Below are 20374 nucleotides of genomic sequence, written 5' to 3'. Positions count from 1 at the left end.
GCATTTAAAAAAGTAGTTAAACAAGTAAATGTGCCTGGCTTCCGTAAAGGAAAAATGCCTCGCGGAATGTTTGAAAAACGTTTCGGAATTGAATCTCTATACCAGGATGCAGTAGATTTCCTGCTTCCAGAAGCTTATGCAAATGCAATCGGCGAAACAGGAATTGAGCCTGTTGACCGTCCTGAAATTGATGTTGAGCAAATTGAAAAGGGCAAGAGCCTAATTTTCAAAGCTACAGTGACTGTTAAGCCTGAAGTAAAGCTAGGTGAATATAAAGGCCTTGAAGTTAAGCCGCTTGACACAAATGTTACAGAAGAAGATGTTAGCAATGAGTTAACTTCCCTTCAGGAAAGACAAGCTGAGCTTGCTGTTAAAGAAGAAGGCAAAGCAGAAAATGGCGATACAGTTGTTATGGACTTTGAAGGATTCGTTGACGGAGAAGCTTTCGAAGGCGGAAAAGCTGAAAATTACTCTCTAGAACTTGGCTCAGGTCAATTCATTCCAGGATTCGAAGATCAATTGGCAGGTACTGCTGCTGGAGAATCCAAAGATGTGGAAATTACATTCCCTGAGGAATATCATGCTGCTGAGTTAGCTGGCAAGCCTGCAACTTTCAAAGTAACTGTACATGAAATCAAAACGAAGCAGCTTCCTGAATTGGATGATGAGTTTGCGAAGGATGCAGACGAAGAAGTTGAAACGCTGGATGCATTAAAAGAAAAAATCAAAACTCGTTTAGAAGAAAGCAAGAAGCATGAAGCTGAGCATCATGTTCGCGACACTGTAGTTGAAGAAGCTGCTGCTAATGCAGAAATGGAAATTCCGTCTGCGATGGTTGACACAGAAGTTAACCGCATGATGCAGGAATTTGAACAGCGCCTGCAAATGCAAGGCATGAACCTTGAACTTTACTTCCAGTTCTCTGGACAAGATGAAGCTGCATTACGTGAGCAAATGAAAGAGGAAGCTGAAAAGCGTGTGCGCGTGAACCTTACTCTTGAAGCAATCGCAAAAGCGGAAAACATCGAAGTAACGGATGAAGAAGCAACAGAAGAACTTAACAAAATGGCAGAAACGTACAAAATGTCTGTTGACCAGATGAAACAAGCTATTGGAAGCCTTGAAGGCCTAAAAGCTGATCTTCAAATTAAAAAAGCAATTGATTTCCTTGTGGAAAACAGTAAAACTGTTGCATAATAAAAAAAAGCGAAGCCTGTGCAAGTCCGACAAGCATAAGTCGAATTACGGAGGAGGTTGTTAAACCTCAGCAGTAATTTGGCTTATGACCTCGAGGGACAAGGAGGCGGAGCTAGACAATAGTCTAACTCCGGAGGCAGAAACTTTTTTCCTTTTAATAGAAACAAGGCGCGAGTGTATCGTGCCTTGTTTTATACAATCAAGACTTTACATACATAACAGAATAGCCCTTATTGACATGGACAGGAATACAAATACATATAAATAGAAAATTTTATATCGGCCATGATGGCCGACTTAATTTAGCCATTTTTGGTTAAGCTTATGGAAGTACATATATTTCAGCCTGTTTTTATTTAGAAATACAATCACATGCATGCATACATAATCTGCTGGGTTTCTGAGCGTTATTATTTCCTGTCCACTGTAAAAATGTGTTACAATGCAATACATAACTGCTGAAGGTTTTGAGTTTTGAGAAAGTGTGAATTATTAAAGATAGGCTCATTTACGGACTTTGGCGCCTTTTTATGAAGATTTCCGCTTTTTATATGGCTGAACATTGAATTGTTTGCATGTGATATCGCAAGCTTTATATATCGTTTTGAAGTTTTTTCAAGGGGTGAAGGATTTGTTTAAATTTAATGATGAAAAAGGGCAGTTAAAATGTTCTTTCTGCGGAAAGACACAGGACCAGGTTCGCAAGCTTGTTGCCGGACCAGGGGTTTATATATGTGATGAATGTATCGAGCTCTGCACTGAAATCGTTGAAGAGGAGCTTGGTACTGAAGAAGAAGTTGAGTTCAAGGATGTGCCGAAGCCGGCAGAAATCCGTGACATTCTTGATGAGTACGTGATTGGCCAGGAACAGGCGAAAAAATCTTTGTCTGTCGCTGTGTATAACCACTACAAACGCATCAATTCCAACAGTAAAATTGATGAAGTAGAACTATCAAAAAGTAATATTGCCATGATTGGGCCGACTGGCAGCGGTAAAACATTGCTTGCCCAGACATTGGCAAGAATTCTAAATGTTCCATTTGCCATTGCCGATGCAACTTCATTGACTGAGGCAGGATACGTTGGAGAAGATGTTGAAAATATTCTCTTAAAGCTGATCCAGGCAGCAGATTATGATGTAGAAAAGGCTGAAAAAGGAATTATTTATATTGATGAGATTGATAAAGTGGCTCGAAAGTCGGAAAATCCTTCCATTACACGTGATGTTTCAGGTGAAGGCGTACAGCAGGCCTTATTGAAAATTCTGGAAGGTACAGTAGCAAGCGTTCCGCCTCAAGGCGGCCGTAAGCATCCTCATCAGGAGTTCATTCAAATCGATACAACCAATATCCTATTTATTTGCGGCGGTGCATTCGATGGCATCGAGCAAATCATTAAGCGCCGACTGGGCCAAAAAGTAATTGGCTTTGGCTCAGACCAAAAGCAAAAGGATATTGAACCAAAGGATCTTTTATCAAAAGTACTGCCAGAAGATTTGCTTAAGTTTGGTTTGATTCCGGAATTCATCGGACGTCTTCCGGTTATCGCTAGCCTTTCACAGCTGGATGAAGCCGCATTGATTGAGATTTTAACAGAGCCGAAAAACGCACTTGTTAAACAATATCAAAAAATGCTTGAACTGGATGATGTTGAACTGGAATTTGAAGAAGGCGCCCTCGAAGAAATTGCTAAAAAAGCAATTGAAAGAAAGACAGGGGCACGCGGACTTCGTTCTATCATTGAAGGAATCATGCTGGATGTTATGTTTGATCTTCCTTCACGCGAAGATATTAAAAAATGTATTATCACAAAAGAAACGGTGATTAGCAACGGCACTCCAAAGCTGATTTTAGACGATGGGACTGTTGTTGAAGAAGAACGCAAAACTTCTGCATAATTGTATGGCCAGCCCTTTAGGGCTTGGCCATTTTTATATGGAATTGCTGGTTTATCCTAAGTCCTTCTTTCCATACTTTTAAGTGAATTCCTTGTTTATTCCAACTAAGTGAGGGAGATACTAGCATTATCAGCGAGAACTAATAATGCAGGAGGGAACACAATGAGTTGGACGGGGATTGCTTTATTTATCCAATTGTTTTTTGGCATTGTCATCGGGCTTTATTTTTGGAATCTGCTTAGAAGCCAGCGAACCCAAAAGGTTTCTATTGATCGGGAATCACGAAAAGAAATGGATGTATTAAAAAAGATGCGCTCTATATCACTGACAGAGCCTTTAGCAGAAAAAGTGCGTCCTTCCAGCTTTGCGGATATTGTTGGGCAGGAAGACGGGATTAAATCTCTTAAAGCAGCATTGTGCGGACCCAATCCTCAGCATGTTATTATTTACGGTCCTCCCGGTGTGGGGAAAACTGCTGCAGCCAGGTTAGTATTGGAGGAAGCGAAAAAAAATGCAAAGTCTCCATTTCAGCCCTCCTCCATATTTATAGAGCTGGATGCAACAACAGCCCGGTTTGATGAACGTGGAATTGCCGATCCGCTCATAGGCTCTGTTCATGATCCGATTTATCAGGGAGCGGGTGCGATGGGACAGGCTGGGATTCCACAGCCTAAACAAGGTGCGGTCACAAATGCTCATGGGGGAGTACTGTTTATTGATGAAATCGGGGAACTTCATCCCATACAGATGAACAAGCTACTGAAGGTGCTTGAAGATCGAAAAGTGTTTCTTGAAAGTGCTTACTATAATGAAGAAAATACACAAATACCCAACCATATCCACGATATATTCAAAAATGGGCTGCCAGCAGATTTTAGGCTAATTGGAGCAACGACCCGAACACCAAACGAAATTCCGCCTGCAATCCGATCCAGATGCATGGAGGTATTCTTCAGGGAGTTAGCAGAAGAAGAAATTGCTGCGGTTGGAAAAAAAGCTGCAGAAAAGGTTAACCTGAAAATTAGCGAAAATGCACTTGGAATCCTTTCGAATTATGCAAGAAATGGCCGTGAAGCGGTTAATATGATACAAATTTCTGCTGGACTTTCCATTCAGGAAGAAAGAGATTACATAAAAGATGAGGATATTGAATGGGTTATACAATCAAGCCAGCTGACACCAAGGATGGAACGAAAAATCAATTCCATTGCAGCGGTTGGCCTTGTTAATGGTCTTGCTGTCTATGGCCCAAATACAGGAGCATTGCTTGAAATTGAAGTGACGGTTATCCCAGCAAAAGAGAAGGGAAGCATTAATATAACCGGCATTGTGGAAGAAGAAAGCATTGGGGGCCAAGGGAAATCCATTCGCAGAAAAAGTATGGCGAAAGGATCGATTGAAAACGTAATCACTGTTTTGCGGTCAATGGGTGTTCCGGCAGATGAATATGATATACATGTTAATTTTCCAGGCGGTGTACCAATAGATGGACCATCTGCCGGCATTGCCATGGCTACCGGCATTTATTCAGCAATTTATAAGCGGCCTGTTGATCATACAGTGGCAATGACAGGAGAAATTAGCATACATGGGTATGTAAAGCCAATTGGCGGTGTTTATCCGAAGATAAAAGCAGCAAAGAAAGCGGGAGCACGAACTGTGATTATCCCGAAGGAAAATATGCAATCTATTTTAAAAGAAATTACAGGCATAAAAATAGTACCTGTAAGCCACTTAAACGAAGTATTCGATATGGCCTTACAAAAAGACTTTCATAAAGAGCAAGCCATAAGCGCTACAATCGAATTATCGAAAAAAGAGAGCATCTAATGTCTCCAAGCTCAATCTTATTAGATGCATCGTCAAGATTTCCCTTGCCACACGCCTCCCGCTAATCGCGGTAAAAAACTTCGGTTTGCAGTTTAGGCTACAAACCGAAGTTTTATTTGCGTAAAGAAGGATAAAGTGTAGTAATAAGTTAATAAATTTTCTATAAGCCCAAAATAAGTTCAGCTCTGAGTTGATTGCAGCGGAGGGCAGTTGATCCTCGAAATTGCTGCTGCATTTCCTTCGTGCGGTGTCAAATCGAGGAAGCTTATTCAATGTCCTGCGGGAAGTGAGAGACCCCACAGGCGAAGATGAGGAAGCTTTCATTCCTCCCTGCGGAAAGCAAGTGTCGCAGGGAAAATCAGCACTAGAATTCATAAGCAAAAACAACAATTTATGAGAAAAGAACGTACTTTTTTCTATATGGCGAATTTGGCTAAGTGGTGAAAAAGCACAAATTGTCAGACGTGTTTTTAACTGAGTTTTCTCTTTAATAGACACTCTAGATCAAATAAGTTAGAATTGTACATTATTAGCAATTTGGGGTAAATTAACTAGATATGCATTTGGAGGTGCAATGGAATGGCGAAAAAGAAAGAAATCATCGTCCCCCTCCTGCCGCTTCGGGGTCTGCTTGTCTATCCGACCATGGTTCTGCATTTGGATGTTGGCCGTGAGAGATCGATTCAGGCTCTTGAAAAAGCAATGGTAGATGACCATTTAATCTTTTTAACAACACAAAAGGATATTTCTATAGATGAACCTTCTGAGGAAGATTTGTATCATATGGGAACGCTAACCCGCGTAAAGCAAATGCTCAAGCTGCCAAACGGAACAATCCGTGTCCTCGTTGAAGGGCTTAAAAGAGCTGAAATTCTTGAATTTCAGGAAGAGGCAGATCATTATTCGGTTAGTGTGAAGGTTTTTGAAGATCCTGAAACAAAGGATGCAGAAGATCAGGCTTTAATGAGAACTATGCTGGAGTACTTTGAGCAGTACATAAAGGTATCGAAGAAAGTTTCTGCGGAAACCTATTCATCTGTTGCCGATATTGAAGAGCCAGGCCGTATGGCAGATATTATCTCTTCGCATTTGCCTCTAAAGCTCAAGGAAAAGCAGGAAATTCTTGAAACTATTGACGTAAAAAAACGCATGAATCAGGTAATTGATATTATTCATAATGAAAAGGAAGTTCTTAACCTGGAAAAGAAGATCGGCCAGCGTGTCAAAAAGTCAATGGAAAGAACACAAAAAGAATATTACTTGCGTGAACAGATGAAAGCAATCCAAAAGGAGCTCGGGGATAAGGAAGGCAAGACTGGGGAAATCGCTGAGCTTACAGAAAAGATTGAAATTGCAGGCATGCCTGAGCATGTCCAGTTAACGGCTTTTAAAGAATTGGACCGTTATGAAAAAGTGCCATCCAGCTCTGCAGAAAGTGCTGTAATTCGAAACTATATTGAATGGCTTGTCACATTGCCATGGTCTAATGCAACAGAAGATGATCTGGATATCCGCAAAGCGGAGCGCATCCTCAATGAAGATCATTATGGGCTGGAAAAGGTAAAAGAACGGGTTCTGGAATATCTTGCTGTCCAAAAGCTGACAAATTCCCTTAAAGGTCCTATTCTATGTCTGGCCGGCCCTCCAGGGGTAGGAAAAACTAGTTTGGCACGTTCCATTGCGACATCGCTTAATCGGAATTTTGTCAGGGTTTCTCTCGGAGGCGTGCGGGATGAGTCTGAAATCCGCGGACATAGAAGAACGTATGTGGGAGCTATGCCGGGACGCATAATCCAGGGAATGAAAAAGGCGGGTACCATTAATCCTGTATTTTTGCTGGATGAAATAGATAAAATGTCGTCTGACTTCCGCGGTGATCCTTCGTCCGCTATGCTGGAAGTTTTGGATCCGGAGCAAAACCACAATTTTAGTGATCATTATATTGAAGAGACATATGACCTTTCCAAAGTTATGTTTATTGCAACAGCTAACAATCTGGGCACTATACCAAGCCCGCTGCTGGACAGGATGGAAGTTATCACAATCGCAGGATATACTGAACAGGAAAAAATCCACATTGCAAAAGATCATTTGCTGCCGAAGCAAGTAAAGGAACATGGCCTTACTAAATCACAGCTTCAAATTCGCGAAGATGGGCTGCAAATGATTGTCCGCTATTATACCCGTGAAGCTGGAGTCCGTGGGTTGGAGCGTCAGCTAGCTGCCATTTGCAGGAAAACAGCAAAGATTATCGTTTCAGGTGATAAGAAGAAGGTTATTATTTCCTCAAAGAATGTTGAAGAATTCCTCGGGAAACCAAAGTACCGATATGGGCAGGCTGAACATGAGGATCAGGTTGGTGTTGCTACAGGGCTGGCATATACGACAGTCGGCGGCGATACACTGCAAATTGAAGTATCCCTTTCTCCTGGAAAAGGAAAACTTGTTTTAACAGGAAAGCTGGGGGACGTCATGAAAGAATCCGCTCAAGCTGCGTTCAGCTATGTGCGTTCAAAGGCAAAGGAACTGGACATTGACGAGAACTTCCATGAAAAGCATGACATCCATATCCATGTACCGGAGGGTGCTGTTCCCAAGGATGGTCCATCTGCCGGTATTACGATTACAACTGCATTGGTTTCTGCTCTATCAGGCAAGCCAATCCGAAAAGAAGTAGGCATGACAGGCGAAATCACATTAAGAGGACGGGTTCTTCCTATTGGCGGCTTAAAAGAAAAATCTTTAAGCGCCCATCGTGCAGGACTGACAAAAATTATCCTTCCAAAAGATAATGAGAAGGATATTGAGGATATTCCTGAAAGCATCCGGGAAGAATTGGATTTTGTTTTGGTGTCCCATGTGGATGAAGTGCTGAAGCATGCTCTGAATGGCGGTGCACAAGCATGAAAGTAACCAGCTCAGAAATCGTCATCAGTGCTGTTAAGCCAGTTCAGTATCCGGATAGTGACTTGCCTGAATTTGCCCTTGCTGGCCGTTCAAATGTCGGCAAATCCTCTTTTATCAATAAAATGCTCAATAGGAGGGGATTGGCAAGAATCTCCTCCAAGCCGGGAAAAACGCAAACTCTAAACTTTTACATCATAAATGAGGTGCTGCACTTTGTAGATGTACCAGGCTACGGTTATGCAAAGGTGTCTAAAAAAGAACGTGAAGCATGGGGGAAGATGATTGAAACGTATCTAACATCGAGAGAGCAGCTAAAGGCGGTCGTTCTCATTGTTGATTTGCGGCATCCTCCTACAAGTGATGATGTCATGATGTACGATTTCTTAAAACACTATGATATCCCTTGTGTTGTCATTGCTACTAAAGCGGATAAAATTCCAAAATCCAAATGGCAAAAGCATATGAAGATTACTAAAGAAACACTTGATATTGATCCGAATGATCATATGATCATGTTTTCATCTGAAACAGGATATGGAAAGGATAAGGCATGGTCAGTATTGCTAAGCTATATGTGAAAAAACCCCGCTGTATGAGCAGCGGGGTTTTTGTGTTCCTCGATAGGTAAAATTAACTAGTGGAATAAAGTTTCATAAAGAAAGCTTCGGTGTACAGATGGAAGGCATTGGGTGAAAATTTTGTCGGATATAAAGGAATCTGCAGGATTAAAGAGAATCTAGGGTCATAACAGAGCAGAAATCCTGTCACTTCATGAGAACATGTTATTTCCCTTTATATCAAAAATTATCATAAAATACGAATTTTGAGAAAATTTTAAAAAGATGTTACAGTTAAAAGAGATTGTTAATGTTAATAGAGAGAAGCTGAAGGGGGAATTTAGACTAGTGAGACATTGGTTAAAAGGAATTATGGCAGCTGCTTTCGTATTGGCCCTGGCAGCATGCGGATCAGAGGAAGCGTCTAAAGATGGAATGGACCTTGTAGAAGATGGGAAGTTTACATATGCGGCATCAGGTGAGTTCAAGCCTTTTAGTTTTACAAATGATGATGGAAGCATGAGCGGCTTTGATATTGAGGTGGCTGAAGCAGTAGCAAATGAGCTTGGCTTGGAGCCAGTTCAAAATAAATTTAAATTTGGCGGTATTGTGGAAGGTGTAAAATCCGGCCGTTTTGATGCTGCCGTAGCCAGTCATACGATTACAGAAGACCGCCTGAAAGCTGTCAACTTCTCGACGCCTTATTACTATTCCGGCCCGCAAATCTATGTGCGACCAGATAGCTCTGTTGAAACGCTGGAAGATTTGGAAGGATTGGAAATTGCAGTATCAAAAGGATCTACCTATACTGCAAATGCAGAGGAAGTCACAGATAATATTCATTTTTACGACAGTGATGTTGTTGCCTTGGAAGCTTTAAGCAAAGGCAAGCATGATGCTGTTATCACAGACTTTATTACAGGAAAAGAAGCCATTGGCGCCGGAATGGAAATTGAAGGTAAGGAGCTTCTTGGCCGCAGTGAGCAGGCAATTGCTGTTGCAAAGGATAATGAAGAACTGCTTGGAAAAGTAAATGAAGCTCTTGAAACACTTCGCGAGAATGGAACACTCACAGAAATCAGCAAGAAATATATCGGTGAAGATATAACGGTTGATCCTGAGAAGGAATAACATTGTGGGCGGATGTGTGTAAGAATGCATTCGCCTGTTTTTCTTTTAGGCAAGACAACAAACAGAAAAAGGCACCTGTAAGGGGGGATCCATTTGGATTTGCTGACTAAGTTTATTGATACATATCCGGTATTTATAAAAGGGATGCTGTTAACCTTTCAATTAACAGTGGTAGCGGTTTTTATTGCTATTTTCATAGGGTTGTTTTTTGCCTTTTTAAAGATATCAAAAATAAAAGTTTTAGAATGGATTGCTGACATTTATATTTTCCTTGTAAGGGGAACACCGCTGGTTGTTCAAATATTCATTTTCTATTTCGGATTGACTGCCTTGGATATTTCACAGTTCTGGTCGGTAGTGCTTGGCCTTGCTTTCCACAACGGAGCCTACATTGCAGAAATTTTCAGAGGATCCATCCAATCCATCGATAAGGGACAAATGGAAGCTGGGCGCTCGCTTGGCATGACAGCGGGTCTGGCGATGAGAAGAATTATCCTCCCGCAGGCTTTTCGCCGTGCTATGCCGCCCCTTGGCAACCAGTTTATTATTGCATTGAAGGATTCTTCACTCGCTTCATTCATCGGCATGTACGAGCTCTTTAATGTGGCGACAACTTATGGTTCAAACGAATACGACTACATGAGCTATTTGCTGATCGTAGCTGTTTACTATTTAGTACTTGTACTTATTTTCTCCGTCCTTGTGAATATGGCAGAGAAAAAAATGGCAAGCAGTGATTAAGGAGGAAAGATATGCATGAGTGAAACTTACATGATAAAAGTAGAAAAGCTTAACAAATCATTTGGTGATTTACATGTATTAAAGGATATTGATATAACGGTTAAAGAAAGTGATGTGGTTTGCCTAATCGGTGCAAGCGGATCCGGCAAAAGCACGCTGCTCCGATGCTTGAACTTTCTTGAATTGAAGGATAGCGGCAACATCATTTTTGAAGGTGAAAAAGTGGAACAAGAAACCCACGATCTAAACAAGGTCAGGCAGAAAGTGGGGATGGTATTTCAGCATTTTCACCTTTTCCCTCATATGACCGTCCTGGAGAATGTAATGGAAGCTCCTGTCTATGTAAAAAGCATGCCTAAAGATCAAGCAAAGAAAGAAGCACAGGATCTTTTAAGAAAAGTTGGGCTTTCTGATAAGGAAAACGTGTATCCTTCAAAACTATCGGGAGGGCAGAAGCAGCGTGTCGCCATCGCAAGGGCATTGGCCATGAAACCGGATATCATGCTTTTCGATGAGCCAACTTCTGCTTTGGATCCTGAATTGGTGGGAGAAGTTCTGTCAACAATGAAAGAATTGGCTGAAGAAGGGATGACAATGGTTGTTGTCACCCATGAAATGGGATTTGCTAAAGAAGTGGCAGATTGGGCTGTCTATCTGCATGACGGAAAAATCGTCGAAGTAGGACATCCAGAAGATCTGTTCAATAATCCAAAAGAAGAACGAACCAAGAACTTTTTAGATTCAGTTTTATAATAGAAAAGACAGGGGAAAAGTAGCATATCCCCTGTCTTTTCTATTTCTTCTTTATGATTAGAAAATATAGGCCTATGAGCATCAGCAGGATCGGCCAAAATCGCCAGGCAGTCGAAACGCCGTTTTCAAGCAGGCCCATCCATTCAATGACTCTGTCATAAAATAGAAGCATGGCGGCAAGAATTAATAATAAGATACCTTGAAATAGGCCAGTTCCTGTTTTTTGGTGGCGCAGCAGAAAGCCAAGTGCAATGATCAAAATAAATATCCCTATATGATCCGGCCATATTTCCAGTCGGTTAACGACATGGAAGTGCAGTCCGAATCCTGTTAAAATCACACCTGGAAGAATGGACTCATAGTCCCTGGCGCCATAAGCCTGAAATAAAAAGGCAGCCCCCACGATGACCAGAAGTGTTGGCCAAGTGTAGAATGGCAGCAAGGCGCTGAAATTTGTTTGCTGGAGGAAGAAGTAGGCTCCGAATCCGATTAAAATTATTCCCGGGAAAATACGCTGATTTTTCATAAAAACACCACTTCCAATAAGGTTCACTTGAATCTGGCAAGTTTTTTTGTTAATGTACTTAAGGGACTATTTATCTAACAAAGAATTTTCATTCCAAGATCATAGTAACATATGTGTTCAATTTCTGTTCACATTTAAGCCTTAAAGCAACAAATAGAAATGATATACTTATATTAGTGAATTATGCAATTTATCTGGGGGTGTCAATCACAAATGCATATCTTGGTCGTCGGTCTTAATTATAAAACTGCCCCTGTTGAAATTCGTGAGCGTCTAACCTTTAATTCTTCCCAATTTGGCGATGCGATGAAGACATTGAATGATAAAAAGAGCATTCTTGAAAATGTTATTCTGTCAACATGTAATCGTACCGAAATTTATGCGGTGGTGGACCAGCTTCATACTGGCCGATATTATATAAAAGAATTTTTGGCAGAGTATTTTAATATAGAGCAAAGCGAATTTTCTCCATACCTATTCATTTATGAAGAGGATGGGGCAATAGAGCATTTATTTAATGTGGCATGTGGCCTTAATTCCATGATTCTTGGTGAGACGCAGATTTTGGGACAGGTGCGGTCAAGCTTTCTAGAGGCTCAATCAGAATATACGACTGGTACGGTATTTAACCACCTGTTTAAACAAGCGGTAACCCTTGCAAAGCGTGCCCATTCAGAAACAGATATCGGTGCAAATGCCGTCTCTGTCAGCTATGCCGCTGTGGAATTGGCAAAAAAAATATTCGGTGCACTTGATCATAAGCATGTTCTTATACTAGGTGCCGGCAAAATGGGTGAGCTTGCAATCCAGAACCTCCATGCGAATGGAGCAAGCAAAGTTACGGTCATTAACCGTACATTTGAAAAGGCTCAGGACCTTGCAAGCCGTTATGCTGGGGAAGCTAAGACCTTGAATGAACTACAATGTGCCCTTATTGATGCAGATATTCTGATCAGTTCAACAGGAGCTAAAGAGTTTGTTGTTACGAAGGACATCATGGCAAACGTAGAGAAAATGCGCAAAGGCAAGCCGTTATTTATGGTGGATATTGCGGTTCCGAGGGACCTGGATCCTAAATTGGCAGACTTGGAAAGTGTATTCCTATATGATATCGATGATCTTGAAGGCATTGTCGAAGCTAACCTTCAAGAACGAAAAAAAGCGGCAGCAAAGATTCAGCTTATGATTGAAGGAGAAATTGTTGATTTCAAACAGTGGCTGAACTTGCTGGGGGTTGTCCCAGTTATTTCCGCATTGCGTGAGAAGGCACTGGCTATACAGAGTGAAACCATGACAAGCATTGAAAGAAAGCTGCCTCAATTGAGTGAACGTGATAAAAAAGTACTAAACAAGCACACCAAGAGCATTATTAATCAGCTATTAAAAGATCCTATCCTACAAGCAAAGGAAATGGCTGGACAGAAAAACTCCGAACAGGCATTAGACCTATTTGTAAAAATCTTTAATATAGAAGAACTTGTTTCAGAGCAGCAGAACGTGTATGCAGCGAAATCAAAACACGCAATTGCTCAATCGCCGCAGGCTTCCTTTCAATCAAAATGTGAAACATCCACCAGTGGGGGCTTTTATTCCCACTGATGGTTAGCCGCGTTCTATTGTCTCTAAGATATCCGCTATCAATTCGATTAATCGACAATACGAACCCGATTGGGTCCAGCTAAGACTCTGCTGCGCATCGGCAAGTTTCACTGTATCTCACGAATCGGGCTTTTACGGGCAGCTGGGCCCCCACTTATCCTTTAATTTACCCTCAAAGTCTTGAAGTGGGGGTCTTACTGCCCTTTAATGCGGGATAAAAGGGGTTCTGTCCATGTCTGACATCTATATGACACGGCTGCATGAATTTACGGTGGTTCTGTATGCTTTATGTGTCCTCTTATATTTTATCGATTTTCTCCATCATAACCGGAAGGCGAACCGAATTGCCTTCTGGTTACTTGCATTTGTATGGGTATTGCAAACGATATTCCTTGTTCTTTATATGATGAATACAGGAAGGTTCCCTGTTTTGACCATTTTCGAGGGGCTGTATTTTTATGCCTGGGTCTTAATCACTCTTTCTTTGGGAATTAACCGGTTTCTCAGAGTCGATTTTACCGTCTTTTTTACAAATGTGCTGGGTTTCATTATTATGGCAATCCATACCTTTGCACCCGTACAGATTGAGTCGTATGTCATGGCTCAGCAGCTGATCTCAGAACTGCTGCTGATCCATATAACCGTTGCAATTCTTTCATATGGGGCTTTTTCACTCTCCTTTGTTTTTTCTTTACTCTATCTCATTCAATATGATTTGCTTAAAAGGAAAAAATGGGGAACTAGATTGCTGCGGATCACAGATTTATCAAAACTTGAACATATGTCATATGTATTAAACGTGATCGGTGTACCTATGCTGATGATAAGTTTGATATTAGGAATTCAATGGGCATATCTGAAAGTGCCTGATATGATCTGGTATGATTCAAAAGTCATCGGATCATTCATTCTTCTTGCTTTATACAGTATTTATCTATACTTGAGAGTTGGGAAAGGCTTGTACGGCAAATCCCTGACGCTTTGGAATATAGCATCTTTTCTAATTGTATTAATTAATTTCTTTCTATTTGGGAAACTTTCTTCTTTTCATTTTTGGTATTCATAAAGCCCGGCTGGCGTAATTAATTGCCAGCTGGACAAATTGCAGGAGGCTGTCATGAGAAAAATTATTGTAGGTTCAAGACGAAGCAAGCTAGCCCTTACACAAACAAAGTGGGTAATCAATCAATTGGAAAGCATCGATCCTTCCTTTGAGTTTGAAGTGAAAGAAATTGTGACAAAGGGAGATAAGATTCTTGATGTTACACTTTCAAAGGTCGGTGGAAAGGGACTATTTGTTAAAGAAATCGAGCAGGCTATGCTTGATAAAGAAATTGATATGGCTGTACATAGCATGAAGGATATGCCGGCTGTCCTTCCTGAAGGGCTTGTGATTGGCAGCATCCCTGAAAGAGAAGACCACCGTGATGCTCTTATTTCAAAAGGACATGTAAAACTCTCTGATCTAGAAGCCGGATCTGTAATCGGAACAAGCAGCTTGCGCAGAGGAGCACAAATTTTAGCCCAGCGCCCTGACCTGGAAATTAAGTGGATCAGAGGGAATATTGATACAAGATTGGCGAAACTCGAAACAGAAGAATATGATGCGATCATTCTTGCAGCTGCAGGACTTTCGAGAATGGGCTGGGCCTCTGATGTTGTGACAGAATTTCTGGAGCCGGATGTCTGTGTGCCAGCTGTCGGCCAAGGTGCTCTTTCCATTGAGTGCCGCGAAAGCGATGAAGAGCTTCTTGCATTGCTTGATAAGCTCGCATGCCGTGAAACAAGCCAAACCGTACGGGCAGAGCGTGCATTTCTTCATAAAATGGAGGGAGGCTGCCAGGTGCCGATTGCAGGGTATGCCACACTTGATGAAACTGGTGTAATTGAATTAACGGGACTTGTCGGTTCTCCAGACGGAAAAGTCATTTATAAAGAGACCATAAAAGGCTCAAATCCTGAAGATATAGGGGTTAAAATGGCTAAGGTGTTAACCGAACAGGGTGCAAAAGAGTTAATAGACAGAGTAAAAGAGGAGCTTGACGGGCAATGAGCCCGGCCTCCCCTTTAAAAGGCATGGCTGTTTTGGTGCCAAGAGGGAAAAAACAGGCCCAGTCCTTTTCCAGGCTAATCAAAGACTATGGAGGGATACCGGTTGAGATCCCTTTTATTGCTTTTGAGCCTTTGCAAAATTCAGAATCTCTCTTTGAAGCACAGAATCGGATTCAATCATATGACTGGCTGATTTTCACTAGCAATACAGCTGTTGAGGCATTTTTAAATCACGATTTTCCTGGCAATAAACCTTTCCCAAAAATAGCTGTTATCGGCGATAAGACAAAGAAGTGCCTTCTGGATAAAGGATTTAATGTGGATTTTACACCTAGGGAGTATGTTGCTGAAGGATTTGTAAAGGACTTCATGCCTTTCATTGATAAAGGGACGAAGATATTAATACCGAAAGGAAATCTTGCACGAAGCTATATAGCCTCATCACTTTCTGGAAAAGGTGCTGACGTTGACGAAATCATCGTTTACGAAACGATTTTTCCAAAAGAAAGCATCAGCTTGTTAAAAAATCAGCTTTCAGGGAAAGGGATAGATATCCTGACCTTTACCAGTCCGTCAACTGTTGATCATTTTATGGAAGCTGTAAAAGAACTCGGATATCAAGATGATATAAAGAATTGTCTGGTGGGCTGCATAGGCCCTGTAACCAAAGTACGTGCAGAGGCGCATGGCCTTCACGTTCATGCAGTCCCGGAAGAATATACAGTACATAGCATGCTGAAAAGCATTATTGATTATTTGGAAGAAAACAGGAGGGAAAGATAATGGATCCATTTACTAGGCACAGGCGCCTTCGCCAAACGCCAAATATGAGAGCGCTTGTCCGTGAAAACTTCTTGCGGACTGAGGATTTAATTTATCCGATTTTCGTTGCAGAAGGCAATGATATTAAACGGGAAATTCCTTCTATGCCGGGTATTTACAATTTATCTTTGGACCATTTGGAAGAAGAAATGAATGAAGTTGATTCTCTTGGTATTAAATCCGTTTTATTATTCGGAATTCCGAAAGAAAAAGATGCATGCGGGCAGCAGGCTTACCATGACCATGGCATCGTTCAGGAAGCCACAAGATTTATTAAATCAAAGTTTCCTGAAATCATCGTTATTGCTGATACGTGTCTTTGTGAATATACGGACCATGGCCATTGCGGTCTAATCGAAAATGGGGAAGTCTTAAATGATGAGTCGCTTGAATTGCTTGTACAGACAGCTGTCAGCCAGGCAAAAGCAGGTGCAGATATTATTGCCCCTTCAAATATGATGGATGGTTTTACTGCTGCTATCCGTGCAGGTCTTGATGAAGCAGGCTTTGAAACTATACCGGTCATGTCTTATGCGGTAAAATATGCTTCGGCATTCTATGGACCTTTCCGGGATGCAGCAGATAGCACTCCGCAATTTGGCGACCGAAAAGCCTATCAGATGGACCCTGCCAACCGCCTGGAAGCACTGCGTGAAGCAGAGTCCGATTTGATCGAAGGTGCAGACTTCCTGATTGTCAAACCGGGAATGCCTTATCTCGATATTGTCCGGGATGTTAAAAATAACATGAATCTGCCGATCGTCATTTACAATGTGAGCGGTGAATACTCAATGGTTAAAGCAGCTGCACATAACGGATGGATGGATGAACAGAAAATTGTTATGGAAATGCTTACAGGCATGAAACGTGCCGGCAGCGATCTGATTATTACCTATCATGCAAAAGATGCAGCAAGGTGGATTAAAGAACAATAAGTAAAAGCTGAGAGTGCTTAGTTCTCGGCGATGAACTTGAAGCCAAGCACCCTGAATGATTTTAAAAATGTAAATAGATTTTAATAAATTCCTAAAAAAATGAAAAGAGGGATGACATGCGCTCTTACAATAAATCAATTGAAGCTTTCAAAGAAGCCAGCGAGTTGATGCCTGGAGGAGTTAACTCCCCAGTCCGGGCTTTTAAATCGGTAAATATGGATCCCATTTTTATGGAACGGGGCAAAGGTTCCAAAATCTATGATATTGATGGCAACGAATATATTGATTACGTGTTGTCCTGGGGACCATTAATCCTGGGTCATACAAATGACCGTGTACTCGAGTCCATTAAGAAGGTTGCTGAAATGGGAACAAGCTTTGGGGCACCGACTGAAATTGAAAATGAACTTGCTAAGCTGGTCATTGACCGGGTACCATCTATTGAAGTAGTCCGCATGGTTTCTTCAGGTACAGAAGCAACAATGAGTGCTTTGCGATTAGCACGCGGCTATACGGGCCGAGATAAAATCATGAAATTCGAAGGATGCTATCACGGCCATGGGGATTCCCTGCTCATCAAAGCAGGTTCAGGTGTGGCTACGCTTGGCCTTCCTGATAGCCCTGGTGTACCTGAGGGGGTTGCCAAAAATACGATTACCGTACCTTATAATGACCATGAAAGTGTCAGGTATGCATTTGAACAATATGGAGATGATCTCGCAGGTGTGATTGTTGAGCCGGTTGCAGGGAATATGGGAGTAGTTCCTCCTCAGCCAGGCTTCCTTGAAGGTTTAAGAGAAATTACAAAGCAAAATGGCTCATTGCTGATTTTTGATGAAGTGATGACTGGTTTCCGGGTCGGCTATAACTGTGCACAAGGGTTTTTCAATGTAACACCGGACCTTACTTGCCTTGGAAAAGTTATTGGGGGAGGTCTGCCTGTAGGTGCTTATGGCGGAAAAGCTGAAATCATGAAGCAGATTGCTCCAAGTGGTCCAATATACCAGGCAGGCACTTTATCCGGTAATCCGCTTGCGATGACAGCGGGCTATGAAACCTTAAGCCAGCTGACGCCTGAATCCTATAAAGAATTCGAACACAAGGCTGACAGATTGGAAGAAGGTTTAAAAGCCGCTGCTGAAAAGTATGATATCCCTCATACAATTAACCGTGCCGGTTCCATGATTGGTTTCTTCTTCACGAATGAAGATGTCATCAATTATGAAAAAGCCAAAACATCCAACCTCGAATACTTTGCGGAATATTACAGGGAAATGGCCAATCAAGGTGTCTTCCTTCCTCCTTCCCAATTTGAAGGACTCTTCCTCTCCACTGCGCATACAAATGAAGATATAGAAAAGACAATCAAGGCTGCTGAAAGGGCGTTCTCTAAATTAAAATAAGCAAGACCAGGAGGCTGGGACAAAACTAAATCATTCAGTTCTAAAGGCGAATAATTATAAAACAAAATAGTTATATAAAGAAAAAATCCGAACTAACTAGAATTCTAATTAAGAAATTCTAAGTTATAGTTCGGATTTTTATTTGATTAAAACACTTTTGTCCCAGACTCTTTTTATTTTTTCAATTTGTCGACAAGAATCTAGATAGTTTCTATTTTGTCCCAGTATTAGTTTTACAAATGTAGGATTGGATATCTAAAAGATTCGCTGTGATCATGATGAATTTTTATTTTGCTTGGTGTTGATTGTAGAGGAAGGCGGGAGACTCCTCGGGAGGAGCGAGTCAAAGGTAGACCCCGGAGGCGCAGTGCAAAGGAGGCTCCCGGACGCCTGCGGCAGCTTGAGTACCTGCAGTGGGAATCACAAGCAGCCGCGAGAAACGTAGTTCCAAGGAGCTTTATCTAAACACAAGAATTTTATCCAAGATTCCCTCAAAGTTTTTTTCTAATCATAAATTCTAGAAACCTCTCATAGGATTGTTAATGACATAGTGATTAAACGTGAAGATTTGAAGGGAGGAGTCGCTTTGTCTCAGGGGAATCCATCGTGCTTACGATTTTCTTTAGAAGAATCGGTCTGGTTTCAAAAAGGACAGGAAGTATCAGAAATGATCTCCATATCGTTAGATCCTAATATAACTATTCAGGAAAGCGATCAATATGTAACAATTCAGGGAGCGCTTGAACTGGCGGGCGAATATAAACGCACTGAGGAAGAAGGCGCCGCTGATGAAGAAGCTGCAGCCGGGGCCAAATTTGTTCAGGCAGTCGAGGAAAGAGAAGAGGGAATCTGCGAATTTAAACACTGCTTTCCTGTAGATATTACGATCCCAAATAATAGAATCCAAAGCATCTACGATATTGATGTAGCGGTAGAATCATTTGACTATGTTCTGCCCGAAAGAAGCTGCATGAAGCTGGCAGCGAATTTAACGATAACGGGATTATATGGTGATCAGCAGCATATTCCTGTTCAGGAATGGCAGGAAGGACTTGAAGTAGAAGAACTTGAACCGCTTTATAGATCTTCAAAAGATTTGGAAGAAATTCAAGAAGAAACAGTATATAGGGAAGAATGGTCAGCTTATCAGGAAGAAGAACAAGAGCAAGAAGCAGCTGAACCAGTTTACGAGGCTGAAGATGAAGAGAATCGCGAACAGGAGGCGGAAGAAGACGAGAATGAGCCTGAAGAGGTTTATATTCCGTTTGAGGCAAAGGCCAGGAAACAGCCTGTGAAGGAAGAACAGGAAGCAAAACCTTCAGAGGTTCCAGCTGCCCTTGATGTAAAATCATCTCAAGCTGCAGCAGCATTTGAAGCAAAATCATCTCAAGCTGCAGCAGCATTTGAAGCAAAATCATCGGAAGCCTCAGCTTCACTTGAAGAAAAACTGGAAAAGGAAGAAGAAAAGCCTGCTGAATCTACACCAGAAATATCATTTGCATCCCAGAGGAGCGAAGAAGCGGCACCAACAGCGCAAGAAATCTATGAAATGACTGAGGCGTCTGAGTCAGATAGCCCTTCTTACGAAAAGAAACCTGTGGAAGCAGCTGCACAGGAAAGTCCTGAGGAGGTAGAAGATGAATCATCATCTTCTTCAGAACAGGAAGCCAAAAAGAAGAAGTTCTCAAAGAAGAAAAGTATGTCATTAACAGAATTCTTCGCTCGCAAAGAAGAGGAAGAGGAACATGTAAAGCTAAAAGTTTGCATCGTTCAGAACGGAGATACCATCGATGCGATTGCAGAAAGGTATGAGATTCCTGCCCAGCAATTGCTGAGGGTGAATCAGTTGGAGATAAATCAGGATATTTATGAAGGGCAAGTGCTGTACATTCCTGTTGCGGTAGCCCATTAAATGGTAAACAGCTGAGCAGGTAGAGATCCCCTGCTCAGCTCTTTTCATTTGATGAAATAATTGTTGCCATATCTAAAGAAATACCAAGAATAAAGCTGAACAAACAGGCTTA

16 protein-coding genes are annotated in these 20374 nt (G+C 41.6%); 15 read left to right on the top strand and 1 reads right to left on the bottom strand.

Going from position 1 to position 20374, the window contains the following annotated elements; translation table 11 throughout:
* The 8 genes from tig to NCCP133_RS02675 form a co-directional block, all read left to right on the top strand.
* Positions 1-1197, top strand: a 1197-nt coding sequence (gene tig, locus NCCP133_RS02710; RefSeq protein WP_264803418.1) for a trigger factor, incomplete at its 5' end; no start/stop codon positions are given.
* A gap of 631 nt (positions 1198-1828) precedes the next feature.
* Positions 1829-3094, top strand: a complete 1266-nt coding sequence (gene clpX / locus NCCP133_RS02705) for an ATP-dependent protease ATP-binding subunit ClpX (RefSeq protein ID WP_264803417.1) — start codon at positions 1829-1831, stop codon at positions 3092-3094.
* Positions 3095-3256: 162 nt separating this feature from the next.
* Positions 3257-4924 (top strand): ATP-dependent protease LonB, encoded by a 1668-nt coding sequence (lonB, locus tag NCCP133_RS02700; RefSeq protein ID WP_264803416.1) that lies wholly within the window; start codon positions 3257-3259, stop codon positions 4922-4924.
* A 579-nt stretch (positions 4925-5503) separates the two neighbouring features.
* Complete coding sequence (gene lon, locus NCCP133_RS02695) at positions 5504-7831, top strand: endopeptidase La (protein ID WP_264803415.1); 2328 nt, start codon at positions 5504-5506, stop codon at positions 7829-7831.
* A complete protein-coding gene (yihA, locus tag NCCP133_RS02690; RefSeq protein WP_264803414.1) occupies positions 7828-8409 on the top strand; it encodes a ribosome biogenesis GTP-binding protein YihA/YsxC in 582 nt (193 codons plus the stop codon). Before lon ends, yihA begins: the two co-directional genes overlap by 4 nt.
* A 327-nt stretch (positions 8410-8736) precedes the next feature.
* Positions 8737-9519 (top strand): transporter substrate-binding domain-containing protein, encoded by a 783-nt coding sequence (locus NCCP133_RS02685; RefSeq protein WP_264803413.1) that lies wholly within the window; start codon positions 8737-8739, stop codon positions 9517-9519.
* Positions 9520-9612: 93 nt separating this feature from the next.
* Entirely contained in the window at positions 9613-10260 is a 648-nt protein-coding gene (locus NCCP133_RS02680) for an amino acid ABC transporter permease (protein ID WP_264803412.1), read from the top strand.
* Positions 10261-10275: 15 nt separating this feature from the next.
* Positions 10276-11013: an amino acid ABC transporter ATP-binding protein gene (locus tag NCCP133_RS02675; RefSeq protein ID WP_309298029.1), complete on the top strand. Its 738-nt coding sequence runs from the start codon at positions 10276-10278 to the stop codon at positions 11011-11013.
* Between the two features lie 40 nt (positions 11014-11053).
* On the opposite strand, the gene NCCP133_RS02670 is transcribed toward NCCP133_RS02675, so the two are convergent.
* Positions 11054-11539: a LiaI-LiaF-like domain-containing protein gene (locus NCCP133_RS02670; protein ID WP_264803411.1), complete on the bottom strand. Its 486-nt coding sequence runs from the start codon at positions 11537-11539 to the stop codon at positions 11054-11056.
* Positions 11540-11752: 213 nt separating this feature from the next.
* Here NCCP133_RS02670 and hemA point away from each other — a divergent pair, with 213 nt between their 5' ends.
* From hemA to spoVID, 7 genes are all read left to right on the top strand, one after another.
* Positions 11753-13138 (top strand): glutamyl-tRNA reductase, encoded by a 1386-nt coding sequence (gene hemA, locus NCCP133_RS02665; protein ID WP_264803410.1) that lies wholly within the window; start codon positions 11753-11755, stop codon positions 13136-13138.
* Between the two features lie 232 nt (positions 13139-13370).
* On the top strand, positions 13371-14204 hold the full coding sequence (locus NCCP133_RS02660; protein WP_264803409.1) for a cytochrome c biogenesis protein: 834 nt from the start codon (positions 13371-13373) through the stop codon (positions 14202-14204).
* A gap of 51 nt (positions 14205-14255) precedes the next feature.
* On the top strand, positions 14256-15191 hold the full coding sequence (gene hemC / locus NCCP133_RS02655; RefSeq protein WP_264803408.1) for a hydroxymethylbilane synthase: 936 nt from the start codon (positions 14256-14258) through the stop codon (positions 15189-15191).
* Positions 15188-15973, top strand: coding sequence for a uroporphyrinogen-III synthase (locus NCCP133_RS02650; RefSeq protein ID WP_264803407.1), 786 nt, complete (start codon positions 15188-15190; stop codon positions 15971-15973). Before hemC ends, NCCP133_RS02650 begins: the two co-directional genes overlap by 4 nt.
* On the top strand, positions 15973-16947 hold the full coding sequence (gene hemB / locus NCCP133_RS02645) for a porphobilinogen synthase (protein WP_264803406.1): 975 nt from the start codon (positions 15973-15975) through the stop codon (positions 16945-16947). The genes NCCP133_RS02650 and hemB overlap by 1 nt, the downstream gene beginning before the upstream one ends.
* A 116-nt stretch (positions 16948-17063) precedes the next feature.
* Entirely contained in the window at positions 17064-18350 is a 1287-nt protein-coding gene (gene hemL / locus NCCP133_RS02640) for a glutamate-1-semialdehyde 2,1-aminomutase (RefSeq protein WP_264803405.1), read from the top strand.
* Between the two features lie 586 nt (positions 18351-18936).
* On the top strand, positions 18937-20262 hold the full coding sequence (spoVID, locus tag NCCP133_RS02635; RefSeq protein WP_264803404.1) for a stage VI sporulation protein D: 1326 nt from the start codon (positions 18937-18939) through the stop codon (positions 20260-20262).
* Positions 20263-20374 lie beyond the last annotated feature (112 nt).

The sequence above is a fragment of the Cytobacillus sp. NCCP-133 genome (genome assembly GCF_026011715.1).
Lineage (GTDB): Bacteria > Bacillota > Bacilli > Bacillales > Cytobacillaceae > Cytobacillus.
The sequence above is the reverse complement of the archived record's forward strand: the minus strand, read 5'-3'. Positions and strand labels throughout refer to the sequence as shown.